This is a genomic window from Bradyrhizobium sp. LeoB3 (assembly GCF_055456055.1).
Genome location: NZ_JBVBEF010000106.1, coordinates 1 through 26,187 on the forward strand (window position 1 = coordinate 1; position 26,187 = coordinate 26,187).

Here is a 26,187-nt window from a genome sequence, read left to right on the forward strand (position 1 = left end):
CGCCCAGATACATCGCCCGAGCGCCGAGCGGGTTGCCGGGACCGCCTGCCATAAACCGCGGCAGATAAGGCTGACGCGAAATCATCTCTAGAGGTGGACGCCAATCCGGCCATTCTGTTTTACGGGCCACAGTCTGCTCGCCGGACCACGAGAAACCTTCGCGGCCAACACCGATGCCGTAGCGCATTGCTTGCGTGTCGCTCAGAACGAAATACGGGAATGTGTTTTTGGTATCGATGATCACGGTGCCCGGCGTTTGGTGGCTGGCGTAGTCAACCACCTGCCGAACAAATGCTCCGGGACCGTCAGCAGCTTTTGGTGGTTCGACCAGAGTCGCCGGGGCCGAAATCGGAGCCGGAGCTGGCGCTGATGCATGAACTGGAGTTGACACGTGAACCGGAGTTGACGATGCTAGGGCTTGGGGAGCGGACGGCTTCCGTATCGGTTGCACGCTCGTCGGGCGAGACAGCAAGCTGTATCCCAATGCGGCGACGGCCACGACGCCAACTGCAACTCTCGCGGCCATTGGTAGTGCGAGCGTTTCTGCCTTTCCACGTTTGGCCCGCTTACTCATATCTTTCCTCCGGTCACCATGCCCGGAACAGGTACCCAGCAAAATTTAAGAAACTTCGAAGCGAATCGCCTATTGGGGCATTGCCCTGAGCTTGCTGTACAATCCGCATTTTCCCGCGCCGAAGGAAAACCTCACCGAAGGCCTCGCCGCGCTGCAAAAGGCCAAGGCACTCGGCGCCAAGAGCGAACGCGAACGCGACTATATCGACGCGATGCTGGCATTCTATTCGGGCGACGAAAAGACGACGTTTGCTATCCCAATGATGACGAGGCGCAGATCGCCTACGCCATCACGCTGAACGTCACGGCGCCACCAGAGTCACTAACGGACCGCGAAACCGATCGACGACACGTCCGCTTTCTTGCGAACATCTGACGTCATGCGGATATGAGAAATTATGGAAGAAGTCGGTCGATGGCCCATTTGCTAGCCGCAATCGCGCGCCTATCAAATAAGTGGCAGACCGCATTTTGAGAAGAAAGCTGCTGTTCCGTCGTAGTACGACGGCGGACGAGTGGCGTCGATGACATCGCCCGCCGGGACGTAGATGACCATGCCCTGGCGGGCGCGCGTTAGCAGCACACGGTAGGCGTTGGCCAGGTAGATCTTGCGGTTGTCATCATTGACGTTCTGCCAGCGCGTCCCCGAAAACCGATAGCACTGCCATTTGCCATCGACTGAGCGAAAATCGGCGTCCCATCAGACTCCCACCCAGTCGAGCTCAAGGCCCTGTATGTCGAACTCGGTCGCAGGGTCTTCCATATAATGGGACGAGCGAACGTCGTCTTTTCCGTTCAGGAACCAGGTTGGTGCATCAATCTTTTCGTGGACGTTGATCCCCTCTGGCTTAAGGCGCGATGCACCTGATGACGCCACCAGACCAATCCGTTCAGAGCCTCGCGCGCGATTGCGAAGCCACTGCTTTGCCTGAACTAGACTTCGCGTTACCGCGATCGGATATGACGCCTTAATCGCCTGATAGATTTGCCCGGCCTCATCAGCCTCACCTGCTACCAATGCACCAACAAACTCCGACAACTTTTCGGCACGAAACGATCGAACCGAGACAGCAAGGTGGAGCGCCGACAAGGATTGCCTGTCGAGCCCCTCGAGCTCGGCCGCAAGATCCTGCCGCCAGTGATAGTCCCGGTGCGCCAGCTTCGTAGAAGTGTAGACTTTCCAGCCACGGAAACTGCGCTTGAGCGCCGAAAACCACTCGGTCAAGCCAGCCTCACCGGCGTTGATTTCCTGCCCTCCCCCAATCAGGCAAATGATGACGCACCAGCCGTCATGCCGATCCATCACGCTGATAAGGAATTCGGGCTCCGACATCTGAAAATCAGACTGGCCTCGTTTCTGGCCCATGAACTTCGCTAAGTGAGTCTTATCCCAAGCGCGCTGTGCCTCGTCAAATACTGCTACCCGCTCAATGGGAGGCTCTGTGGTCGTCAGATTGCCGTCCCGAAAGTGCATGATGTTCTGAACAAAGCTGTTCACTTTCCGGGCGGCGTCGGCTTTCTTGGTCTTTTGACCCCGCTCTTTTAGCCTTCCATACTCGTCCCGGGCGAGCGCTTCGCGCAGCACCTCGACAAGCGGTCCATTGCCGGAAAGAAACACTGCGTGCTCTTCTTCGTGAGCCTTAGTTCGGAGGGTCACCAAATTGAGACCAGCCAACGTTTTTCCGGCGCCAGGCACACCAGTCACGAAGCAAATTGACTTGTGCTCGTGCGCCTTGGCGTCTTCAATAATCTCAGCGAGGCAGGCCGCTGTCTCGCTCAGATTCTTTGCGCCGGCGTCGGACCGAGTGATGCTTTCCACGCGGTGTCCTTGATAGAGCGCCTGCGCCGCTTCAATGATCGTAGGTGTCGGCCTGTATCCGGTTCGGGACCATTGTTCGCCATCAAGGCCACCCTGCCCCGGTGTTTGCGTGACAACCTCCGCGACGAATTTTCCGAGGTTGTTACCATTTGAGCCGATTGGGCCGGCCACCCCGTCTAATCCCCACGTCAACTTGAACGGAGACTCATCGGCCATCGTCGCAACAACGATCGGAACTATTCGGCGATCGTGGCTGCCGGCATGAAAGTTCTTGAGGTCTAGGGCGTAATCCATCACCTGATCGAAGGCCGCTGCATCGAATTGATGCGACCCCACCTTAAACTCGATGACGAAGACGACCCCCGCAGTAACCAGCACCACGTCAGCCCGCTTGCCCATACGAGGGATAGCAAATTCAAAGGCGATCCAACCGTTGAGGCCCCGGAGTTGGCGTCGAACGATATCGATCTGGCCTAGCCACGCGTTACGCTGCAGCGCATCCAATGCGAACGGGTTTCGCTTGGCGAGATGTCCCAGGATCGCTTCGGAGGCCTGATCGACAACGTCCGCGATCGGGCTAGAATAATACGCGGTAACTAGAGCGGTCTGAGCCCGTGCTTCTGCGTAATTCAACGGTTGATCCTATGTCCTTAGAGAATATCAATCTCGCAAAAATGGCCGAGATACTAGCCCAATCTTCCGATTATCGCGTTCTTCGCAAGCTTATCCCAAGAGATGAGTTTGCAATATGCAATGGGCAAGCTACGAGAACTGGCATTCTGCTCGACGTCGAGACTACTGGACTGAACACGGCGCGGGACGAAATCATCGAACTTGCCATGGTCAAGTTCACCTATCTGCCGGACGATAGAATAGCGGCCATTACGGAGGTCTTTTCTGCCTTCAACGAGCCGTCAATTCCGATACCGGAAGAGATTACCGAGCTCACGGGCATTACCGATGAGATGGTATCGGGCCATCGTATCGATCCCGATGTCGTTGCGTCCTTCGTCTCGGACGCAGTTCTGGTCATAGCCCACAATGCGAACTTCGACCGAAAGTTTGCGGAGCGATATTGGCCCCAGTTCGAGAGGAAGCCCTGGGCTTGTTCAGCGACGGAGGTCGAGTGGCGAAAGCACGGATTCCACGGGTCTCGCCTAGGTTATCTATTGGCCGGCGTTGGTCTCTTCCATCAGGCGCATCGAGCCATCGACGACTGTAGAGCATTGATAGAGATCCTATCGTCGGACGTCCCGAAACTGAATCGATCCGCCTTCGCACTCCTGCTTGAGCGAGCTCGCCGCAAGACTATTCGTATTTGGGCAGAACAATCTCCGTTTGAGCTGAAGGACACGCTCAAGAAGCGGGGCTATCGCTGGAGCGACGGCTGCGATGGAAGGCCGCGGTCTTGGCATATTGACGTGGACGAGGCCAGTCAAACAGCTGAGATCGAGTTCTTACGGAAGACAATTTATCTGCGAGATGTGGATCCGCGAATCCAGATGATGAGCGCGATGAATAGGTTTTCGAACAGGGTTTGATCTCGCTGTGCTGTCGTGGAAACTCGGCTAGGCGCTGACCGCCAGTGGCTTTTTTTGTATTTAATTCCGATTCCTTGCGTGCGAAGTAGGGTGGGATGCGCGAGTTCCCCCCACTGACAATTGGGGACTTCCGAATGCCTAGCCCGCTGACACGCACCGGAAAATTTGATTGAATCGGGGCGCTCACCGCCCGCAGAGCGCCAATCTATACACGTTTGTTTCGCTGCGCGGTCCGGCGTAACTAGCTCGAATCTGGGATCGTGCGGAACGGAGATCGAGTTGCAGATTCTGTAGGCGAAGGAGAAATAATCGCAGCTAAACGCGGGTCAGGCGCGACTAGGAAAATGGAAGGGAGCTCGTGACCTCCGCTGATCGCATAGCATCATTTGGTCCATTTCGCCTCTTTCCGGGGCAGATGCTGTTGATGGAGGATGAAAACCCGGTTCGTCTCGGCGGCCGGGCCTTGGAAATATTGATCGCGCTTACCGAGCGCTCCGGTGAACTGGTTAGCAAGAATGAATTGATGGACCGGGTCTGGCCTGACACGACGGTCGACGAAAATAGCCTTAAGTTTCATATCTGCTCCCTCAGAAGAGCGCTTGGTGACGGACAGCCAGGACGGCGCTATTTGGCCACTGTTCAGGGACGCGGCTATACCTTCGTAGCACCAGTCGAATTTTCCTCTGCAGTAAAGCCGATAACACCACCGAGCGCCGCGGTTGATCGCAAGCACAATCTGCCAAGTCTACATACGCGAGCGCTGGGCCGAGGCGATACCATCAGTGCGCTGCTGGATCGGTTTCCGCGACAACGGTTAATCACCATTGTAGGGGAAGGCGGCGTTGGCAAAACAACGGTTGCCCTCACCGTCGCAGAGGCAGTCATCGGGACGTATGAACACGGAATTTGGTTTGTTGATCTCGCACCGCTTAACGATGAGCATTTTGTTGCAGGTGCACTCGCTTCCGCACTGGGGCTTGAGACGCATTCAGAGAACCCGATCCCAGAGCTTGTCGCGCACCTGCGGATTAGACGGATGCTGATCGTGCTCGATACATGTGATCACGTGGTCGGAGCAGTAGCTGCATTGGCGGAGCAGATCTTGGCTGCCGCGCCGCAGGTGCATATCTTGGCGACCAGCCGGGAACCGCTGCGTGCGCAAGGCGAGCAATTGCACCGCTTACCGCCTCTCGGGGTTCCGCCCAATCCATCGAGGATAACAGCTTCGGACGCTCTTTCATTTCCGTCGATCCAATTGTTCGTCGAGCGAGCGGCAGCGATGCTTGAAGGTTTCGAGCTGGAAGAGGCTGAGGCGCCTGCCGTTGCCGAAATCTGTCGAAAGCTCGGAGGGCTGCCGCTTGCTATCGAGCTGGCTGCGAGTCGTGTTGAGGCCTTTGGTGTTCGACAACTGTCGTCGCTGCTAAGCAGTCAACTTAACCTCCTGAACTACGGTAAGCGTTCCGTGCGGCCACGACATCGAACGCTAACTTCTGCGCTTGACTGGAGTTACGAGTTTCTGCCCGAAGTCGAACGTGCACTGTTGCGCCGCCTGTCGGTCTTTCGCGGCGCCTTCACGTTGGAGTCTGCAAGCGCAGTGGCTTCGGTTGCAAATTCCGACGTGCCGAATGATCTGGCCAATTTGGTCGCGAAGTCGCTCGTGGCGGCAGACGTTGGTGGCGCTGTTGTGCAATATCGATTGTCGGACACGCTGCGCGTATACGCGGCGCAGAAGCTCGCCGAAAGTGACGAGCTCGAGCAATATGTACGCCGTCATGCCGAGCATCAGAGGGATTTATTCGAGCAAGCGGGGGCAGAATGGACATCGCAGCGGACTGACGAGTGGCTGGCCACGCATGCTCGTCACATCGACGATCTACGTGCGGCCCTGGACTGGGCTTTTTCGCCGAAAGGCGACGCGGCGGTCGGCGTGGCTCTTACCGTCTCCGCAGTGCCTATGTGGTTTCGATTGTCGCTGATAAGCGAGTGTCGCGGACGCGTCGAACAGGCACTCGCCGCTTTCCAGCCTAGATCGACCGAAGACGAACGCCGCAAGATGCAGCTATACGCCGCGCTGGATTGGTCGAGATTTTTTTTAACAGCATCTGTGCAGGATACTGGCTTCGCGTGGACCATTGCGCTCGAACTCGCCGAAAGGTTCGGTGATACCGACTATTCACTGCGTTCGCTCTGGGGTCTGTGGGCCGGACGCTTAAACAGCGGCGATTTCCCCGCGGCGCTCGAGCTTGCAAGCAAGTTTCGTAACCTTGCCGCGACGGAGGCCGATCGCGCTGACCTGCCTGTCGGCGATCGAATGGTAGGCGCATCGTTACATTTCCTGGGGGACCAGATAGGTGCGCGGCAGCACATCGAGCCCATGCTCTCTCACTACATCACCCGTGATCACCACTCAGATGTGGTCCGCTTTCAGTTCGAGCAAAGCACAACGGCAAATATCACGATGGCCCGAGTTCTCTGGCTGCAGGGATTCGCCGATCAAGCGATGCGTACGGTCAAGGATAGCATCGAACACGCATTGTCCATCGATCACACGCTTTCCCTATGCAACGCTCTCGCCCAATCCGCGTGCCCGGTCGCCTTTTTGGCCGGCGATTTGCCGGCTGCGGAAAGGTACACGACAATGCTCATCGACCGCGCCGATCGGCACGCAGTGGAGGTTTGGCTTATCTACGGCAAGTGTTTTAGAGGCCAGCTGCTCATCCAGCGCGCCGATGTAGACGCTGGATTGCGGCTTCTCGGCGCCGCTGTTGATGACCTTCGCAAGGCGGGCTTTGCCCAGTACCTCACTGCATTTCTCGTGGCCTTCGCGGAAGGCTTAGCTCGTAGCGGGCAAGTCGCACAAGGACTTGCTGCAATCGAAGAGGCTCTCACGCGATCCCAGCGGAATCAGGAGCGATGGTGTTTTGCCGAAATTCTGCGCGTCAAGGGCGAGCTCATTCTTCGGACCCGCCACCCTGCGGCTGCCACAGAGGCTGAGGGGCACTTCTTGCAGTCAATCGATTCAGCGCGCCGGCAGCAAACGCCGTCTTGGCAATTGCGCACGGCGATGAGTTTAGCTGAGTTGTGGCGTGGTCGGGACAAGCCTGCCGCGGCGGAACAGCTTCTATCATCGGTCTACAACAAATTCAGTGAAGGTTTCGCGACCAATGATCTAAAGAGAGCACGCGCACTGATCGATCAGTTACGCAACACTTAGCCTCGGACGGGAGAGCTAAGGTCGGCATCGGGTAAGAAGCCAACACTAGGTCTATCCAGAGCTCGATCGCTTTGCATCTGACCGCGGACCTTGGTACTTCGGTCAAAGTGATCAGCTGTTGAGCGAGCACCAACCCGAAGCCACTCGTGCTCATTTCTGCTTCAGTGGAGAGAAACTACTGCAGTCCCATCCATTTATTCGAACTGTAACGCTTCGGCGGGTCGAACGTGAGGTGACCGTCACTTGAGAGCCGAACAGTCTGGAACGGTGCGCTGCGGTCATGTCGCTTGGATTCATCCGTTCGCCAGATGCGGTTCGGGCTTCCGCCGTATCCATAACGGGAATCGGTACAGGTTTCAGCGAACGCAGGAGCAGCTAAACAAGCGACGCCAGCCGAATGGCTTCGTTCCAAGGGGGCAAGGGTCAGATTGGCATAGCGGCAAGCCATCGGATCACCTGCCTGACGCTGATTCTGATCATGAATACGACGAGCGCTTTCAAGAGACGCCCTACAACCTCGTCGGCTGGCTTACAGAAGTCCGTACCGAGGAGGGCATTGATCTCAAGGATACCTTGCGGAATGGCACTAAGGGTCCAACAAAGTCGCCTGCGCAATCAGTTCTGACTGAGCTTGGACTTAATGCTGATGTCCGGCCAGCGAAGGCATGGAAAAAGTCAGATTCTGACAAGGTGGTTGTGCGTGAGACGGTGTGGGCAGATCTCCCCGAGAGATATGACGATGAGCGCTCATATCGCCGACGAGAGACCAAATCGGAAGGAAGCCGCCTACAGATCGATTCCGACGTGTTAATGTCCTTTCTTAAGAAGCAACAGATGAGCTTGATCGTCGGCGTTTACTTAGAACGGAGGCTAGAGGAAGAATACGGGGGGAGATACGATGACAAAACTAAAAAAAGGAAAGCGTTCGAGCAGTTCTTCATCTTCCGAACGGACGGCACAATCGAAAACCACGAAGGAGCTATTGGCACTTGGTGGAAGGCTCGTTGAACAGTTCAAGCTCCGAGCCGACGAAGACACACTCGGGCAATGGATCGCTCATCACCTCGCTGAAAAGCTTTTGGCGCACAAGAGCGCTTCAGGACCGGCTAAAGCCGCCCTGGAAGCCGAACTGGTAGATACTATCCTCAAGTTTTGGAAGCACCGTGCATATTTTCCTCGCGGTACAAAGCCGTTCGAGGGCTACGACGCAGTGTTGCGCGCTCTTGAGAGCTTCGATCCAAGGCCAGAGAATAGTCGGTACTTCTTCTACCCCGCCGCCGAAGAGCTGACGAAAAGCGCTACAGCCCCTTCACAAGCGTGGATTGATACAGCAAAGATAATCGATCGAGGCGCCCGCGCGATGATCAACATCTGCTTTCAACAAGCAGCGCGGGCATCCAAACAACCGGACGAGACTTGGATCTCCGCAGCAAAGGTGCTTGCAGAAGAGGCTGATTGTGACGTCATTGTAATTAAGTATGTCAAAGTGCTACAGGATGACGAGGAGAGCGTCGATCCGACTGATTTTGAAAGAGAGCGACTGAAGCAAAAGCGCGAAGATATCGCTCAGCTCGTCCGCGCTGGAATACCCCTCTTACAAATGATCGATGAACACTTGGGGGATACCGGAGAGGCCGCTGACGACACCGCCGAGCCCAAAAGCGAGAAATCTAAGCCGGCACCCAAGTCAAAGGCGAGAGGCTCAAAGAAGCATACCGCTAAGCAGTCTCCGAAGAAAAAGGCGCCTACGCGCAAAAGGCGAGCCACTACCGGCTCGTAAGAGGAGCCCCTCCGGGCTCTAAGTGCGAGCCAAGCTCGGCCCGCTGAACGTCGGCATCCCGGGTTTCAATGGATTGAAGAGCGGAGGGATTGACCCGGATAGCAGGCTCGCCCGATGAGACTGATCAGATTTTGTTAGAAACCTTATCAGTGCCTAAGTGCACGCTGCCGTTGGCATACATTGGCCCATGAACCCGCAAATTCCGAATCGGTCGGCATGGAATCAGGGATCCTTCGTTCCCATCGCTTGAGCGACAGAGATCCAAACCGAGCCCTCGAAAAGGGCTTTGTTTTCCGAGAAATGCCGTACTGTACCAATCCACGGGGTTCTAGGATTCGGAGAAAAACACGTTCTCCAGCCGCATCAAGGGCTCATTTTTAGAACGGCCCGCATTCTCCGCGACGAAAAAATGCAGGAAAACGGCCTAGTTTTCGAGCATGTCTCGGTTTCGAGGTACGAAATGGCGAGGCACAGTGGCGGAGAGAGTGTCCGCAAATCTCAAGGGATTCTTCCTTGATTTGCAGATAGTTAGCGCAGTTCAACGGTAGCGTTCCCGCAGCATCACCCCTGTCGCCACGGCGGATTGGAGCGAATACGGACGGACAATTGTGGCCAAATTCTTAAGACAAAGAGAAGTGCTACCAAATCCTTTTTAGACCGGCAGCCGCCGAGCGGTTTACGTCGAGCAATGCTTGGAGTGAGCTTACGAGCACCAACCGTCGACGCCCTACAGCTGTAGTAGCGATTTGTCCGGCTCCTATCAATTCGTAAAGCTTCGTGCGCCCCAAGCCAGTCGCCTCGCATGCTTCGTTGATCGTGCAGGTGAGCCGTTGGGCAAATGGAATGGTGTTCGACACTTCAGATTTCGGGGCAGATGTAGCAACTCGTGACTGTTCGCTTCCATTCTTTCGGTGCTGACTGTGTCTCAAGGTCTCCCTCCCACTCTCCTACGACGCGAAGAGACGAGGATGGCTATGGGATAATCAACGTCAATGCGGACAACCGAGGGCTTTCGCGTGCGGTAGCGTGCCGCAACGGTCGCTTGAGTGCATTCGGACATCAGCGGCGGCAAGAACTTTTTTGGATGCCCCTGACGCCAAATGGGTCTTGCGGCGAGTTCGGCCAAGACTTGCAACCTGAAGCGAGCGTCCAACGTCTTGGCGAAACGCTGCCCTCCGAAGGCAAAGGTCACACGCTCGAATCGTGTCGGGTACGCCAATTTTTCGTTATTTTGCAGCGGCATGTAGAGCGCAGTCCGAAACTTGCAGCGCCTCCCCTGTCTTGCAGGGATGGTTGATCGACAGCCGGTCCTGGACGTGGATTTTCTTCAGCGTTGTTCCGGTGGCGCTGGCGGCGGTCGGCCTGCTGTTGATCGCAGACAGCCCGAAGCCCGTAGCGCAGATGCGCCGCCCGTTTGACTGGATCGGCCTGTCACTGGTCTCAGTCGCACTGGTCTGCTTCACCTATGTCCTCAACCAGGGCAGCCGATGGGACTGGTTCGCCGAACCCGGCATCCTCTGGCCAACCGTGATCGGCGCAGCCGCGCTGCTGGCATTTCTCGGCCAACAGATGCTGGCCAGGGGCCAAGGCCTGCTCGACTTCACCGTGTTCGAGTGCGAGGATTTTTGCTTCGCCTTCGTCGTCAGTTTCGTCGCCGGCGCCGCACTGTTCGGCAGCGCGTACCTGATCCCGTCTTTTGCCGTATCCGTTCTCGCCTTGAGGCCAACCGACGCCGGCCTGCTCTTGTTGCCGAGCGGCGCATTCTTTGTTGCCGCGCTGCTAGTGGCCGCCCTACTTATGCAGTTTCGCCGCGTTCCTCCGGTCGCCACGGTTCCTTTCGGCATCTTGATGATCATCATGGGAATGTGGATGTTGTCCGGTTCGACCAGCGAGACCGGCGCGCACGACATGATGGCCTCCGTCCTCTTGCGCGGCCTCGGCCTTGGCTTCCTGTTCCTTTCCATCAACCTGATCGCTTTCAGCGACCTCAACGAACGCAACCTTGCTGTCGGCATCGGTCTCTTCAATACGGGTCGACAGCTTGGCGGGCTCATCGGCGTCGCCGGCCTCGAGACGCTGATCGAGCACAACGTCGTCGCCAATTTGACGGTGCTTGGCGCCAACATCACGTCAGGTGTTACCGCCGTCACCGAGCGGTTGACCACAACGGCAGCGATGCTCGCCACAAGAGGAATGGACGCGATGGCCGGCCGGGCCGCCATCAGCCTCTTGGACCGGGTGGTGATCGGTCAGTGCACTGTGATCGCCTTCGACACCGCGTTCAATGCGATCGCTCTGCTTTTTATCGTTGCAGCTCCCGTGCTGGTCACCATCAAGATCGGGCTGCACCGGACAAGCTCAACGCCGTAAGGAACGCGAAGACGTTCAATGGCGATAGAAAGGTTATCGCGCGGGTCTTCCTCGCTGCCGATCGATCGACAGTCAGCGTGAGGACGTCCGCATCCAGCTCCTCAACGATCTCGCTCATTATCGGCTCCTCCGCTCTGCAACTGTCGGCGCCACTCCTCCCGAAGCATCTGCTTGTTCACTTTACCGACACTGGATAGGGGCAAGGGGGTGGTCCGGAACTCGTAACTCCTCGGTACCTTGTAGGCCGCGATCAACGAACGACAATGTCGATCCAACTCCTTCTCCGAGGGGGCGGCACCGGCCTTCAGGATCACCGCGGCATGTACCCGCTCGCCCCAACGATCGTCAGGAATGCCAAGTACCGCGCAGGACTGGACGGCCGGATGATGAAGAAGGACGTTCTCGACTTCTCCGCAATAGACATTTTCTCCGCCGCTGATGATCGTATCCTTGAGCCGATCATGAACGAACAGGAACCCTTCTTCGTCGAGACGACCTATGTCGCCGGAGCGGAGCCATCCGTCGACGATCGTTTCGGCCGTCCGTTCCGGATCCTTGAAGTAACCGCGCATCACGCCTGGATTTCGGACTAGAATTTCTCCGCTCTGTCCGATCGGGAGTTCATTGAGATCCCCGTCGACGATACGCATTTCCGTGCCAGGCGTCAGTTGACCGGCGGAGCGTAGCTTACCCGCGAGTGGACCTTCCAGGACGTGCCTTTCCGGTGGGAGAATGGCGCTCGCTCCCGCGCTTTCAGTCATCCCGTAGAACTGATGGATCTTGGCGTGGGGAATATCCTCGATCAATCGATGCAATAGAGGCTCGCCAATTGGCGCCGCGCCGTACCCGATCGAACGAATCTGCCTGAGGAGCCGCCGCTGCTCGGCGGGCGCTGCGAGGATCATCTCCAACATCGTCGGAACGAGTTGGAGATGCGTCACGCCGTCCTCCTCGAGACGCCTATAGAATTCGTCCAGCCTGAACTGAGGCATAAAGCTGTGCGCACCGCAGCCGAATATAACGCCCAACGCCGTGCTGAAATCCGCCAAATGATAAAGCGGAGGGATGTGAAGGTATACGGTGCGAGAGTCGTGCTCCAACTCGCGATGGACCGTCAGCCCCATGAATACGAAATTCGCATGCGTCAGTTCAACGCCCTTCGGTACTCCCGTCGTACCGCCGGTATAGAAGAGGGCCGCAAGTTCATCGGGTCTTGCGATGTTGGGATCCGCTTTCGAAGATGGCAACTGCCAGTCGGGTCCGAAATGCAGGAGCCTAGACACCGACGAGCACGATTTACGAACCTCAAGGCCCATATCGGCTTGTGCCAAGTCCGTAATCAAAATTTTGGCTTCTGCGTGGCGTACGATGACTTGTAGTTCCTCAGAGGAGAGCCGCGTATTGAGCGCGACGATTACGCCTCCAGCCCACCACACGCCCATCATGCATTCGAGAAGATCGGGGCTGTTTACTCCGAGCACCGCGACCCGGTCGCCCCGGGCCAAGCCTGCGGCTTTCAGCATCCCGGCGAAATCGACTATTCGATCGATCGATTGCTTCCATGACCGGCGCTCCTCCCCACATATGATAGCCGGACCGTTCGGATTGACGATGGCTGCACGTCTCAATGCGGTGATGACGGTCATGCGCTCTGCTCCGCATTGCCGGATCGTTCGCGACGTCCGCTCGGAAGCGCATCGGATAGCGGGGCGATATGGCCGCGGAGCAGAACGAAGGCGATCATGGCTGCAGCCATGGCACCCGAGAGAATGGTCAAAAGACCGGAGGATCCCAAGTTTCCGAGCACGATCGCTCCCACGAATGCGCTCGAGATGGCTCCGAGCCGCCCAAACGCCAAAGCCGAAGCTGTGCCCGTTCCTCGGACGTTGGTCGGGTAAACATACGCCGCGACGGCGTAGAGATTAGCCAGTACACCATTTACGAACAAACCATTGACGCCAAGTCCAAAAATCAGCAGTTGAGTCTCGACCACCGGATCTACCGCCATCAATGAGAAGGCGCTAAGGGCGGCTCCCGCGCAACAGAGTACCAGCGGCCAGCGCGATCCGAACCGGCCGATGGCAGCGCCGCATCCCAGAGTGCCGATCATTCCGCCAACGTTGTACGCGGTCAGCCCGGATCCGGCGGTCCTAACATCAAGGCCTGCCATCGTTAGCATCGTGGGCAACCAACTGAAGGCTGCATAGATCGTCAGCATGCAGAGGAAGAATGCCGCCCACAGGACACACGTGCTCGACGCCGTCCCGTCACGAAACAGTGCGGAGAAACCTCCATGGCTTTCGAGCGCCTGATCGGCTTTGTCAGTGAAAACAACGTCATTCGGCACCGTCCGTCCCATCCGCCGCAACAGAATGACCAATTCGGCCCATCGTTCCTGCCGGCGGACCAACCAACGCGGCGACTCCGGAAGCCACGCAACAAGTGCGAACGCAAGCGCCAGCGGAACGCTACCCCCGATAATGAAGAACGTACGCCAACCGAACGTGGTCAGCACCAAACTGCTGAAAAGACCGGCAAGCATTCCCCCGATAGGAACGCAAGTAACGGCTACGGACACCGTCATCGTCCGGAACCGGCTCGGTGTGAATTCGGCCACCATCGTCGTGGCAATCGGCAAGCCGGCACCGATCCCCATTCCCGCTATCAGGCGGGCAAGGGCGACTGAAAGGAGTCCATTGGAAATGCCGATTGCAGCCGTACCAAGCGAGAAGAAAAAAGCCGACGCGATCAGGGCTCGGCGTCGCCCCGATCGATCTGCCACGAGACCAATGATCGCACTGCCCAACGCCGTACCGATGAGCCCGGCGGCGACTACGGGAGCAAAGTCGCCTCGTGTGACTCCCCATTCCTTCATCATCACCGGGATTGCAAACCCGATCAGTTGAGCGTCGAAGCCATCGACCAGAATGACCAGCGCCGCCACGAGGGCAAGCCGCTTTTGGGTCGACGTCCACGACCCACTATCAAGAATCGCACCGATATCTTGGGTTAAGTCGCTATTCATGGCTCACCACCAGGCCGAATGGCCATGGGACGAGAACGGTCATTTTAGTCTCCTCGATTTGTTTGTCTTTCGACTGCTGATCTTCGTAGTGCTGCTCTTGCCTTCCGTATAGTCCGGCGCGATCGGTCGGCACCTCACGAATCCTGACGGACGAAGATCTGCGCAACGCATGTCGAACCGGCGCTGAGCAGATGGCACAGGCCGACCCTGTCGCCATGTACGCGAAACCGTCTCAATTCTCAGTGCGCTGGAATACGCCCGGAAAGGTTTTGCGTGCGCGCCCAGCGAGCACCTAACGCGGTCCGGTCGTCTGCGGCCATAATAGGGTTCTCGGCAGCTTTTCCCGAAGACAATCGACACATCGATGCGAGGCCTTCCTTTTAGCCGTATGTACAACCTGCATGTCCCCGAAGAGAAATGATACTCTGCAGACGCCAATCCCATCGGCAGGTCTTGGTCGCACTTGGGGTTAGCCAACGTCGATCGCCTCCCCTCACGCACTCCTGTGCAAGGCCTCCGCGGGCACGCCGAAGGTCCGGAGGAATGCACGACGCATGCGTTCGCGGTCCGCAAAACCCGCTTCCTGCGCGACCGTTTTAGCCGAGTGCCGTCTTCCTCCATCATAAACGTGGCAGCCTCCAGCCGAAGCTGTGCCATGGCTATCGCCGGTGACCGTTCGGTTTCGGCCAGAAAGGCAACGTCGTCGATTACCATTTAGCGTAAGTGGGCTACGATGGGTGGCCCCCAATGATAGGTTGTAAAATAGTACGTGCCCACCGTGACGAACAATGTCGCCAATCCTAGAAGAAGCGCAGCAGCGCCTTTGGTCAATGACCCCGTGCGGACGTGTCGCGCTCGAATGAAAACCTCAGCAACGATGAGATTCGGAATGTAGAAGAAAACTGTCATCACCACGTCGAATCCTCCGTCGAACGTCGGCGTGTGTCCGACCCCATGCGCTAATAGCCTCCAAAACCCGTAGTCCATCCGGTAAAGCCAAGATCCGATCACCAGGGCAAAGAGGCGTATGGCCCAAGCACGATGAGCAAGGATTTCTCGCCTCCTGGCGTACCAAACGGTAGCCATGGACGCGAGGACCACGAGGACGCCGTATAGTCCGAATCCCGCATCCATCGGCGATCCGCCGATTGTCCCCCGCCCCACGATAAAAGCTAGGCCACCTAGACCGGAGACAACGGCAGCGAACACGTAAGCTCGGCCAACCCAGCGGTGAAGTTGCGGAACGCTTTCTCGAATCATCCTGATCAGCTGCAGAGGTCCAAGAACCAAGAGAACCGTCCCGGCTGCAAAATGTGCCCCGATGCCCAAAGTGGCTAACCGCGAGTGTACCTCATACAGCCCTGGAAGCGTTCGATTCCATTGATCCAACGTGCCGTTGAATGCAGCGCCAAAAAACACCGAGATAATGTATAAGCCGAATATCGCGGCGCTGATCCAGACTATGGATACAAGCGCGGAAGCCGCCGATTGCAAAGCCACGTCGACGCAATTTCGTCTCTCGACCGGCGCAACTGACGACCCGTCGTCTGGCAGGAAGGTCATGCTCTGCAGTTCTCCAACGAGTTGGCTAGGTCCGCGATCGACGAGTCTCGCTCTGTACTTGGGACTGCGCGAAATGGGGTGAGCGTTCGGAGCGATTAATAGGCCGCGCTGGATGGCCGGTCCTACGTGAACGGGAACCCGTGCATCACCGTCGTCGATTCCGATCCCGATGAAAACGGTTGCAATTCGTGAAATGGCGGCTGCGCACCGCCAGGAACTATGCTTCGATCGTAGTATTCACGACAGATCAAGATCTCGCCGGCCTCGTTCACCTCAAGCACCCAGATCGACCAGCCGCAGAAGGCCTTTTTGGTTGCCTTCATCTTGCCCGCGCCCAGGTCGCCGCCCGAGAACGTGCCCTCAGCCGTCACCTCTACAATGACACTACCAGCCGCGACATGAATGTGCCGGGCCGTCATGACGAAATCAGGTACTGCTTTCCACCAGATCTCGTGGTGCATGCGCAAGAAGCTTCGTCCGGTTCGACGAATGCCAAACGATGAATCTATGTACTCGCCATCGGGCGTAAACAGGCGCGAAAAGGCTTCCGAATCGCGAGAATTCCATCCTGCGACCCAATTGCGTCCGACTTGTTCCAAGTTCATTCTGTTGCTCCTAAGCGCTTACTCATTTGAGGCTCCCGTGAGCCTCAGCTATAAATGTGAGTTCTCGGAAGAGCGGCTGCGGACCGCTCGTTACGAACGGAGTTGTGGTCGACATCGGGCCGGCGAATCGCAATACGATTGTTTACGTAACGTAATGAATCGGGACCGGCGTGGACCGCATCGCCACAAATTTAGCAGGTCTCTCTAAGGTCTCGACATTGCGCAGGCTGGGCACGCGCACATCATACAATTGTGAGCTAAAGCATTCCGGCCGCTTCTGCTCTGGTCCTATCGCGCTCTCGCCGTCTCACCTCCGCCAAATCGGCGGCGCACGCTGCGAAGTTTTCGCTCCCGGACGGCATTCGGAATTTATCGCAGTATTCACGGTCTTCCTGTTCGATCTGCGCGGCCTTGACACGTTCCGCCGTTGCCCACATCGCCGGCGCGTCGATCACCGCGTAGATGGCAACCGAGCACACTGCTATTCCCAAGGCAAAGCTCAGCAGCCGATATTGTTGTAGACGCCACGTCAAATCCTCGCTTTTTGAAGTGTTGGTATTCATCGGCTTTTCTCACGGTCAGACTGCGGCGCCCTTCTTGCCGCTGGTTGCTCTTAGCATCCGGCCTAAATCCATGGTTAATCCACCACCTCACAGCCGGTCAGTTTGAGCATAACTGCACAACACTCTCGGACAGAACCTAGTGCGGCACCGCAACGAACGACAGTGTGCATTCGCCCGATTCTTGTGTCAGTTCGTCCGCAGCCAGAATACAGTGGTGCAAGGCGTCGAAGCAGCAATTCGGAGCGCCCTGACCAACCTCGTCGGCAATACGCCGATCCATAAGCGGCGCCCGACGCATCACCGCTCGGCTAACTCACGGGAGCGTATCGATCAGCGGTGATGGAGCTGGAATCTCCTCGGGCTACGAACCCAAGCTCATCGAGCCATTCCAGACGGGTAACCATGCAAAGAAGGGAGCCGGTCTCGGTCTACCCTTAAGGAGATCATGGCAGCCCGCGCCTATGCGCTGGGCACCGAAATCGACAAGTACTTGGGTGGGGTGCAGGATGCAGCATAGGCTAGTTTTGGCGTGTGGCTCCGAGAGCCTCCACCGCCCCATCCGCGGTGCGCTCCATGGACGGCCGATGGGTTTGCGTCATCGTTTCAAGGAAACGTGCGAAAAACGGTCGGTCCTTGACTTCAGCAGCATTGTGCCAAGGGCCTCCGAGTACAAGCAAGTTGTGAACCCCTTCCGTTCGTTTTGGCGCCCCGTCCCTCGCCTGGTGGTAGAGCGTCGAAAGGTGAAGGTCCGCCGGCGAAGACAGCGCCGCCACCGATGCTGACAACCTCTTTGCGCTCCGAGCAGGCGTTCAGTTGATGCGAAGGCAGACGTCCCAAGGACTCACGTGAGCCGAAGCTGACCTCCAGAACTGCCTCAAGTGGATGCGCGGAAAAGCCCACTTTCCGCCTGCGAGCCGATGTCCGCTTCCGCCTCCTGCGGACCCAAATGCTCCGCCACGATTTGGAAACGGTTGCAGACAGCCCTCGTCATGTCGACCTTTGTGCATTTGCCGAAGCTGTGGCATCAGCAGGATCAAGGTAGCCGCAATGCAGAGGGAGAGCGCAACCGCCGTCAAACTGGCAGAAAAGCCATCCGTGGATTCACGCAATTTGCCGATAAGGTACGGTCCCACATAGCCTCCCAATTGGCCGATCGAGTTGGCGACAGCGATTCCACTCGTCGCAGCCGATCCTGCCAAGAGGGTGCTCGGTATTGACCAGAAGATTGGAGCTGCGCTGTAGATACCAGCGGCGATTAAACAGAACGCAAGCACGATGAATGTCGGGTTGGCGCTTTGGAAGCTCAGAATAAAACCTAACGCGGCAACCAGCAGTGCCACCGCCGTATGCCAACGTCGCTCTCCGCGCAAATCGGAGTGGCGCGAATACAGGACGAGTACGGCGATCGCGGCGGTGTTGGGGATGAGCATGAAGAGCCCGACGCTTTTGTTTGGAACCCCTGCAAGCGCTTTCAAGAGCTGCGGCGCCCAAAACACGAATCCCCAGATACCGACCGTGGAAAAAACAGTATGGCCGCCAGCCACCAGGCGGTAGAGCTGAAGAAACCGTCCCGCAGCGCGCAATGATGCTCTTCAGGTGCGTTGCGCGACAGGATTTCGGTGAGATCGGCCCGTTCGTCCTCGCTGAGCCAACGAGCCGACGAGGGATCGTCGGACAGCCAGATCAATGTCGCTACTCCGAGCGCGACCGTGGGCAAGCCCTCCACGATGACCATTAGTTGCCAACCGTGCAACCCCAAGGCGTTCAATCCGAGCATATAGCTCGACAACGGACCCGTAATCATGTTCGCCAGCGGTAGCGCGATGAACATCGCGCCGGTGATGCGAGCTCGCACGCTGTTGGGAAACCAGGCTGCGAGATAGATGATGATGCATGGCACGAACCCGGCCTCGGCGACGCCAAGCAGAAACCGTAGCACATAGTACTGTGTCGTCGTCGTCGCAAATGCAGTCCCTGCGGAAATCAATCCCCAGCTTATCAAGATTCGCGAGAGCCAGACCCGTGCTCCGAGACGTCGGAGAAATATAACGTTCGCCGGGACCTCGAATAGGAAATAGCCGACGAAAAACAATCCGGCTGCGACGCCGAATGCGGCTGGATCGATGTGAAGGTCGCGATTCATCGAAAGGGCCGCGAAGCTGACGTTGGCTCGATCGACAATAGAAAACAGGAACATCAGCAACACGAGCGGTACGATGCGCCACGCAACCTTTCTCAACACGGTCGCGTCATTGGTGGACTTAACCTCACCGTTGAGTGAGCCAGCGATTGCCGGTGTAGTCATGTATCTCACCTCTTCAAGAACCGTCCGAAAGCTGTTGCGACTGCCATCCATTCGTCCTGCTTTGCCTCAGAGGACGAGCACGTATTCTGGTGGAACCTTGGCGTACCGGTCCTCTACAAGGGATCAGCGCGCTGCAAGAACGCGCTGGTTGATGTAGCTCTTGTCGGTTACCGCCTTTGCCCAAAGTGGGCGGGTCCGCGAGAAGATGAAAAGCCGCGATCCAGCGCGAACGACCATCATTCGGTTCGCTGCTGGACTGGTCAGGCGAATGTTTTGACCGAAGCCGCCTCGATCCGTTCCATGACGTGCGGTTCGTGGAGCAATTCGCGGGGTCGCAAAAGCTGGCTGACTTCTATTATGGCGCGATGTACGACAGGATCGGCGACAACTGCCCGGAAAAGAGCGCCTCGAACTGTCGAACTTTCTCGAAGTTCTCCGGTCGTTTGCCGCGCGTTCTCGGAAAAGCGAGGTCAACACTCGTAGACATGCTCCAGGGCGTCTGGAGCACAGATTCGACTCCGGCCATGAAACCGGCGTGTGCCGCCGCAAGCGGGTCCGGTTCGTCAGCCATCCGTCTCAATACGGTCTGCAGTAATCGGGCCTGCTTAGCAGCAGCCGACATGCCCTGAGCTTGGATCGGGTTGAACCGGCAAAGCGCATCGCCGATCGGAAGCACCCCGCGGGGCAGTCCAGGTAGACGTTCGAAATGTCTCCAAAGGCTCGCGCGAAGGCCGTAGTGCCGGATGCGTTCCAACGGCTTGGCGTGACGCAGCGCGCTGTATATTGTTGGCGTGATCAGTTGAGAGAACATGGCGTGGAAACTGTCCCAGGTATCCGGCCGCAGATCTGAGCCACGGTCGACGATAGTGGCGATCCAGCGCCCGCCTTCCAACGGTAACAACACGGCATTCAGCGGCACGGCTGGCGGATGCGGCTGCGTCAGGGCCACCTTCCAGTCCGGTGTCGCACCAGCAGGAAGCTGAACCACTGCTGTTGCGTAAGTAATATCAATGCCGACTTCGGACACCTGCGGCCGTTCCCAGCCAAGGATGTCCAACAGTGCTAGCGTCAGTACCCCGCGACCGGAGGCGTCCACGACCAGATCGACCTCGAGCGTCTCCGATTGTCCTGAGCCGGTGTCGAACCGGACCCCGTGGGCGGCTTTGTGAGATGGCACAATCTCAGTGACACGGACCCCCGCCCGCAGCGCGACATTGGCGATCGACATGACCCGACGTCGCAGCACTAACTCGATAAGCGGCCTTGACGCGCAGAGGAGCGACAGACCGAAATCCCGCCTCGGCAGGGCGCCAACATCTGCACGTTCGTAACAGATGTCCTGTGCGACCCCGACAGGGACAGCTCCGGCTTCGACAAGATCTCGCTCGAAGCCGGGGAAAATTTCACCGAGTGCCTTGAGGCCGCCAGCCAGCAGGCCGTGTGGGTGTCGATCCTGGGCCGTACCGGGACGCGACTCGGCGCGTGCCGTGAGGCGGTCACGTTCAAGCACGTCGACCTGCTCGAAATAATCTGCCAAGACACCCGCTACTGACAAACCGCCGATGCCGCCACCGACCACCACCGCGCGCCGACCGACGAGACTGCTCATGCTGGTACACCCCACAAGTTTGGGACGAGCAGATTACCGGGCCCGGATTGCGATCGAGTTGCGGTCGAGGAGAAAGGCGTTACCTCGGTAACCATGAGCTGCACGCCCTCGTCAGACGCGCCGACCTCCAATCCCATGGATTCAACGCATTACGGGCTTTCGCATCAATCTAGTTGACCGCTGCATCACGCGATCGACCAATCTAGGAGTGAAGTAGTGAAGAGCGCGCAGAACGCGCATTCCCTTCGGCAGAATCAAAATTGACTTGCGAGTTCGCAAAGCATCTAGCGAAGCACGCGCCACGACCTCTGGCTCGAGAACAGGAATCCAAGCTGGTGTTACGGGCCTTCGTGTTTTATTCTTGCCCCAGTATTCTGTCTTAACGGCTGAAGCCGCTACCAGAGTTGTGCTCAGGTTTGTTCCTCTTAAATCTATTCTCATTGCTTCGTGAAGGCCACGCATGCCCCAGCGGACGGCGGTGCACCCAGTTGCGCCAGGCCAGGGAAGAAAAGCGCCGATGAAGGTCACATTGCCTATCGCGCCGGTTCCTCGTTGTAGCATTCCGGGCAGAAACGCCCGCGTGACGTAGAGGGCGGCGTGAAGAGGAGCTGCGACCATCTCGTCGATCTCATCGTACGAGCACTCGTCCAAATAAGCCCATCGGCCGGTGCCCGCATTGTTGATAAGGATATCCGGCACACCTGCCTCAGCCGCCACGCGCGATCGGAGGAGCTCGATTTCATGGGCGCTCGTAAGATTCGTGACGTACGCCTTCGAGCGCCCTCCCTGACAGCGGATTGAATGTTCGACTTCATCCAATTTCCCTGCATCTCTTCCTACTAATATGCTGATAGCGCCACGAGCAGCCGCTTCTCGTGCGATCGCGGCGCCAATTCCAGATGATGCGCCTGTGGTCAACACCACCTTGTCGCGTAGGTCGCTGCTTTTCATCATTCTCTCCTGATTTGTACTTGGCGTTGTGTCGACTTCTGCCGTGTAGCGTGCCGCGGATGGCGATTGAGTTGCAGTCGAGGAGAAAGGCGCTACATCGGAAACATATGAACTGCACCGCCAGCGCCGACACTTGTGTGTACCGAAAACCTCACCCGAGTTGATACCGTGATTGAATCGCCTAAACTGGAGGAATGATCGAGCTGTTCTGTTTCGCTCTGGCGATGCCGGGGCCCCAGTTCAAGTCGAAGTTGCGGCTTGAAGCGGAGGATGCGGCGCTTCGACATCAGTAAGTCATCGTCAACCACGGTGATGTGACCAGTCTTAGGACCCATCGGTTGCTCACAATCCTTGAACGGCTCAGTATCCGCGGACTAGACCTCTTTTCGGGTCGCCCGCCGACCAAACGATCACGTTTCTCTTCATCAGCTCACGGCGCGTTCGGGTGCGATGTGCGGCCGCAGAAATCGCCAGCATCGTCGCGTCCCTCGCGGCGATGACGCCAGCTTCGTCAATGGCATAAAATTGCCCGTCGACGCTTGGACCGGTCACGCTTCGTTTCTCGAGACCAGGTTATCCCCGCGCAAGCCCACGGATCAGAGTCCGTATGTCGTGCGAATCAGCTGGGCAGCACGCTCTCCAACGATTACACAAGTCGCCATGGTGTTGCCGGTCGTGATACGCGGCATGATCGACGCATCGGCGATGCGCAGGTTGTCGATGCCGTACACCTGGAGTCGGCCGTTGACGACTGACAATTCATCGCAACCCATCTTCGCGGTGCACGCCTGGTGCCAGAAGGCTGACACCGCATCTCGCGCGAAATCTTCAAGCGCGGCTCCCTTCAGATTCCCCGGCATGACCTCGCGCTTTACGAACTCGCTCATGTCGGCGGAATTCCCGATATCTCGACAAAGCTCGATAGCACGGATCAATGCCCTCATGTCCGCAGGATCGGAGAGCGTGTTGGCCACGATCTCGATGGGATCAAACGGATTTGGCCCGGTCACACGCAGCTGACCGTGGCTTTGCGGGCGCGCCAGGCCCGCCAATATTGACCAAGACTCTGGCGGTGGAGAAAAATGGGCGGTCTCCGGAGTAATGAAAGGCATTTCCGCCAAGATCGGCTGCAGGTCTGGAGTGTCGAGGGATGGATCACTCTTCCAGAAGAACGTGGCCTCCCCGCCGCTGTTCCGGAGGGGGAGCGGTGTTTTATATTCCCAAACGCATGGAGCGATGATGTGATCCCGGAAATTGCGCCCCACACCCGGAAGAGGCTGGACGACAAAGATACCGGCGCGGGTCAATTCGCTCTCATCGCCGATGCCCGATTGCATCAGTACTTTGGGCGTGTTGACTGCACCGAGGCAAAGCACAACCTCGCGGCGAGCGACAATCCGGTGCGACCGGCCGTCTCGGAGGAATTCGACCCCTACCGCCCGTTTGCCGGCGAATGTGACGCGTGCCACGAGCGCGCGAGTGAGCACCGTGAGATTATGCCGGTCCATAAAGGGATAAGTATATGTACGAAACAGCGACAAACGGCGACCGTTGTGAATTCGAACATTGGTGATGGCTGCGCCGCCATCACCTTCCATCATTTCACCATTCTGGTCATCGAAGGTCGGAATCCCAAGGGATCTGGCCGCCTCCAGCATGGCTGGAGCTATTGGGTTGGGGTCGCGGGCGGGTTCTACATGGACGAGGCCACCCTTGCCACGTCTCCGTGGATCTGGTGTTCCCTGCCAGTCCTCGATCCGACGGTATAGGCCGAGGACCGATTCATAGCTCCAGCCAGGATCATCTGCCTCCTCAGCAAAGTACTCCCAGTCATTCTTGTGTCCGCGCGACCATATCATCGCATTGATGCTTGAGCTGCCGCCGAGCACCTTGCCCGCTCCCAGCGAGAGGCGGCGCCCATTGAGCAATGGATTGGGCGCGGCGTGAAATGCCCAATCCCGTTCTGTTCCGACATTGGTGAGCCATTGTTTCGCTTCCCTGATGCTTGGCAGATCGTCGGTATCTCCCGCCTCGAGCAGCAGGACAGAGACATCGCCTGTCTCAGCAAGGCGGCGAGCAACAACGGAACCGGACGAACCCGAGCCGCAGACGATGAAATCGTAAGATGACTGAAGTTCAGCGGCGAGCCTGAATTGGTTGGCCTGAACACTTTCGTTGAATTCAGCTTCTTCTGTTTTGCGGGTGGAGGTTCTACTCGTTTTCGACTCCATGGTGACGACCGGTCCTTTGTGCGCGCGACGTGCTGTGATTGCGATCGTCGAGAGCTAGTGCGGCATGGCATCGCGCGATAGAATGCATTCGGCCGAATATTGTGTCCCGTCGTCCGCGCCACAGCAGACGTGCATCGTCCTGCGGAGCCGCTCACTTGTATTCTCTGACAATGCGCTCCTTTATCCTCAATTGAGCAATCGTTGCTCCTTTACTCGGGGGCGCCTGGTCTGTTTGTTTCCCAAGGGGAGTTGGTTTATACGGAGCTGCACGCCGGTGAGACGGAGTCATCACCGCGCGAAGCGTAAAACGGCCTCAGGGTGCATTGGCGCTCTAGGCCGGTATACGGGAGTTAGCGGCGGAAATAGTTCGCCGCGTAGGCGAAAGATCCCGAAGAGAAGCACAATTCCAACTCTCCATGCGTGCACTTGCTCCGCTCGAGCTTTCAGACGGGCCGATGCATAGGAAGTTAGTAAATGACAATCGCAGTCCTAAGCCATCCAGAGGACTTAGCTAGTGGAGCGGATTTGACGTTCGCTACCCCGCGTGCGGCAAATTCGTAAGCGAAGGTCAAATCCAAAGCTCCACTAGAATCAATATTTTGCTGGTGATCCTCTAATTACAACCTTCGCAAAGGTGACCGCTGCAACGGGATGCGAACGTTGGAATTGGACCACTAGGTGCGCTCTGCAAGCGGCCAAGAGGTTTTACTACCGCCTCTCTCTACCCGGTAACGGCCCGGAGAGAGACCGTGGTGCCGCCGGAATGCTTTCGAAAACGCCGTTCTCGTCTGATAGCCGACGCGCATGGCGATCCGGGCGATTGCGTCGTCGCTCGATTCGAGCATAAACGCCGCCTCCTCCATTCGACGACCCAAGAGATAACGATGCACTGGCTGGCCAACGAGCCTCGTGAAGCGAGCCGTGAAGGCCGACTTACCAAGCCCAGCGTGGCGCCCCAGCTCGCGAATAGTCCATCGGTGTGCCGGCCGTTCGTGGATCAGTTGAAGTGCTTTACCAATGTGCGCGTCCGTAGCGGCGCCCAACCATCCGCCTTCGCCAGGGCGGAGCGACTTGATCCAACTGCGAAGCACCTCGACGAACAGTACTTCGGTCATCCTTGAAAGCACCGCCTCCTGGCCTGGGCGTTTAGCCGCCGACTCGCTTACTAACCGCTGAAGAATCGTCTCAAGCCAGTCGTCCTCGCTAGCTGGTGTCACATTCAGAACGGCGGGTAGCAGATCCAGAACGCTGCTCGCCATCGGACGCGACAGATTAAAGAACCCGCAGATCACGGTGGAAGACGGTTGTTGGCCACCGCCGTGACGAATCACGCCGAGATGTGCTGGGCGATGGTCGAGATCAAGCAGCGAGAACGGCTTGGTCCTACGACCCGACCACATGACGTGGGGTTCGCCTCGGGTGACCACGACGAGATCTCCAGCGGACATAGGAAACGCTTGTCCATCCTCGAATTCGATGATGGCAGACCCCCGACTAAGATAATGGAAAACAGCATCCCGACGTCGCGGCAGCGCCAAACACCACGGACGACCGAGTTCGTAATGGAACAGTAAGGTCCCACTGAGACGAATGCGATCTAGAAGGTCGGCGATGGTATCTCGGAACGTGACGAAATTGACGCCGACGGTGTCCAGGCCAACTCGACCGGCGCCGGGCTCGCCGACTTCCTCATTTTGCAGCTCCGAAGGGTCCCCGGCTTCATAGGTGCGAGTACGTTGGGCCATGACTTACCTGCCGTTTTGGTTGAGATTGAAACGCCGCGACGACACCCAGCGCGTCGAAATACTCGCGCAGCACGGCAATCTTCCCGCCTTCGGCGCGCAGATAGAGAATGTAGGTCTGGTTGTAAGGACGTCCCGTGCTGATCGCGGTGGCCCTCGCGGCAAACCTCAGCAAAGACTGCGCCTTCGCCCTCCACACGATAAACTTTCGAAACTTCGACTTGGAAGTCGCGAACATCGTCCAAGAAGCCTTTGACGCTCTTGGCGATCGCAGCCATGCCCTTCAACGGGCTGCT

Annotated in this window: 17 protein-coding genes and 4 pseudogenes; 5 read left to right on the forward strand and 16 right to left on the reverse strand. The window is 57.6% G+C overall.

Going from position 1 to position 26,187, the window contains the following annotated elements; translation table 11 throughout:
- Window positions 1–574 (reverse strand): L,D-transpeptidase (locus ACZXDY_RS38035; protein ID WP_464349070.1); only part of this gene is annotated, 574 nt, incomplete at its 3' end.
- Window positions 575–665: 91 nt separating this feature from the next.
- Here ACZXDY_RS38035 and ACZXDY_RS38040 point away from each other — a divergent pair.
- Window positions 666–872 (forward strand): hypothetical protein, encoded by a 207-nt coding sequence (locus ACZXDY_RS38040; RefSeq protein WP_463331548.1) that lies wholly within the window; start codon window positions 666–668, stop codon window positions 870–872.
- A 149-nt stretch (window positions 873–1,021) separates the two neighbouring features.
- On the opposite strand, the pseudogene ACZXDY_RS38045 reads toward ACZXDY_RS38040, so the two are convergent.
- Window positions 1,022–2,791: pseudogene (locus ACZXDY_RS38045) on the reverse strand (DUF2075 domain-containing protein).
- 245 nt (window positions 2,792–3,036) lie between these two features.
- On the opposite strand from ACZXDY_RS38045, the gene ACZXDY_RS38050 reads away from it, so the two are divergent.
- Both ACZXDY_RS38050 and ACZXDY_RS38055 read left to right on the forward strand, forming a co-directional pair.
- Window positions 3,037–3,933, forward strand: coding sequence for a 3'-5' exonuclease (locus tag ACZXDY_RS38050; protein ID WP_464349071.1), 897 nt, complete (start codon window positions 3,037–3,039; stop codon window positions 3,931–3,933).
- 358 nt (window positions 3,934–4,291) lie between these two features.
- A complete protein-coding gene (locus ACZXDY_RS38055) occupies window positions 4,292–7,147 on the forward strand; it encodes an ATP-binding protein (protein WP_464349072.1) in 2,856 nt (951 codons plus the stop codon).
- A 192-nt stretch (window positions 7,148–7,339) separates the two neighbouring features.
- On the opposite strand, the pseudogene ACZXDY_RS38060 reads toward ACZXDY_RS38055, so the two are convergent.
- Window positions 7,340–7,468 (reverse strand): annotated as a pseudogene (locus tag ACZXDY_RS38060) (RlpA-like double-psi beta-barrel domain-containing protein); the annotation flags it as partial.
- A 577-nt stretch (window positions 7,469–8,045) separates the two neighbouring features.
- Between ACZXDY_RS38060 and ACZXDY_RS38065 the strand changes: the two are divergent.
- Window positions 8,046–8,927: a hypothetical protein gene (locus ACZXDY_RS38065; protein WP_456644046.1), complete on the forward strand. Its 882-nt coding sequence runs from the start codon at window positions 8,046–8,048 to the stop codon at window positions 8,925–8,927.
- Window positions 8,928–9,565: 638 nt separating this feature from the next.
- Here ACZXDY_RS38065 and ACZXDY_RS38070 read toward each other — a convergent pair.
- Window positions 9,566–9,784, reverse strand: coding sequence for a helix-turn-helix domain-containing protein (locus ACZXDY_RS38070; RefSeq protein ID WP_464349073.1), 219 nt, complete (start codon window positions 9,782–9,784; stop codon window positions 9,566–9,568).
- A gap of 415 nt (window positions 9,785–10,199) precedes the next feature.
- On the opposite strand from ACZXDY_RS38070, the pseudogene ACZXDY_RS38075 reads away from it, so the two are divergent.
- Window positions 10,200–11,297, forward strand: a pseudogene (locus ACZXDY_RS38075) (MFS transporter); the annotation flags it as partial.
- A 101-nt stretch (window positions 11,298–11,398) separates the two neighbouring features.
- Here the strand turns inward: ACZXDY_RS38075 and ACZXDY_RS38080 are convergent.
- The 12 genes and pseudogenes from ACZXDY_RS38080 to ACZXDY_RS38135 all read right to left on the reverse strand — a co-directional run bounded on the left by ACZXDY_RS38080 (window position 11,399) and on the right by ACZXDY_RS38135 (window position 25,894).
- Complete coding sequence (locus ACZXDY_RS38080; protein WP_464349074.1) at window positions 11,399–12,943, reverse strand: class I adenylate-forming enzyme family protein; 1,545 nt, start codon at window positions 12,941–12,943, stop codon at window positions 11,399–11,401.
- Window positions 12,940–14,322: an MFS transporter gene (locus ACZXDY_RS38085; protein ID WP_464349075.1), complete on the reverse strand. Its 1,383-nt coding sequence runs from the start codon at window positions 14,320–14,322 to the stop codon at window positions 12,940–12,942. The genes ACZXDY_RS38080 and ACZXDY_RS38085 overlap by 4 nt, the downstream gene beginning before the upstream one ends.
- A gap of 493 nt (window positions 14,323–14,815) precedes the next feature.
- Window positions 14,816–15,018 (reverse strand): annotated as a pseudogene (locus tag ACZXDY_RS38090) (helix-turn-helix domain-containing protein); the annotation flags it as partial.
- 18 nt (window positions 15,019–15,036) lie between these two features.
- A complete protein-coding gene (locus ACZXDY_RS38095; RefSeq protein WP_464349076.1) occupies window positions 15,037–15,885 on the reverse strand; it encodes a DUF2306 domain-containing protein in 849 nt (282 codons plus the stop codon).
- A 122-nt stretch (window positions 15,886–16,007) separates the two neighbouring features.
- Window positions 16,008–16,490, reverse strand: coding sequence for a nuclear transport factor 2 family protein (locus ACZXDY_RS38100; RefSeq protein WP_464349077.1), 483 nt, complete (start codon window positions 16,488–16,490; stop codon window positions 16,008–16,010).
- Window positions 16,491–16,747: 257 nt separating this feature from the next.
- The gene (locus ACZXDY_RS38105; protein WP_464349078.1) at window positions 16,748–17,053 is read right to left on the reverse strand and encodes a hypothetical protein; all 306 of its coding nucleotides are present in this window, start codon (window positions 17,051–17,053) and stop codon (window positions 16,748–16,750) included.
- An 809-nt stretch (window positions 17,054–17,862) separates the two neighbouring features.
- A complete protein-coding gene (locus tag ACZXDY_RS38110) occupies window positions 17,863–18,528 on the reverse strand; it encodes an MFS transporter (protein WP_464349079.1) in 666 nt (221 codons plus the stop codon).
- Window positions 18,525–19,409, reverse strand: coding sequence for an MFS transporter (locus ACZXDY_RS38115; protein ID WP_464349080.1), 885 nt, complete (start codon window positions 19,407–19,409; stop codon window positions 18,525–18,527). The genes ACZXDY_RS38110 and ACZXDY_RS38115 overlap by 4 nt, the downstream gene beginning before the upstream one ends.
- A gap of 304 nt (window positions 19,410–19,713) precedes the next feature.
- Window positions 19,714–20,967, reverse strand: coding sequence for an FAD-dependent monooxygenase (locus ACZXDY_RS38120; protein WP_464349081.1), 1,254 nt, complete (start codon window positions 20,965–20,967; stop codon window positions 19,714–19,716).
- A gap of 141 nt (window positions 20,968–21,108) precedes the next feature.
- Window positions 21,109–21,918 (reverse strand): SDR family NAD(P)-dependent oxidoreductase, encoded by an 810-nt coding sequence (locus tag ACZXDY_RS38125; RefSeq protein WP_464349082.1) that lies wholly within the window; start codon window positions 21,916–21,918, stop codon window positions 21,109–21,111.
- Window positions 21,919–22,514: 596 nt separating this feature from the next.
- Complete coding sequence (locus ACZXDY_RS38130; protein ID WP_464349083.1) at window positions 22,515–24,149, reverse strand: GMC family oxidoreductase; 1,635 nt, start codon at window positions 24,147–24,149, stop codon at window positions 22,515–22,517.
- A 674-nt stretch (window positions 24,150–24,823) separates the two neighbouring features.
- Window positions 24,824–25,894: a cupin domain-containing protein gene (locus tag ACZXDY_RS38135; protein WP_464349084.1), complete on the reverse strand. Its 1,071-nt coding sequence runs from the start codon at window positions 25,892–25,894 to the stop codon at window positions 24,824–24,826.
- Between the last annotated feature and the right edge of the window lie 293 nt (window positions 25,895–26,187).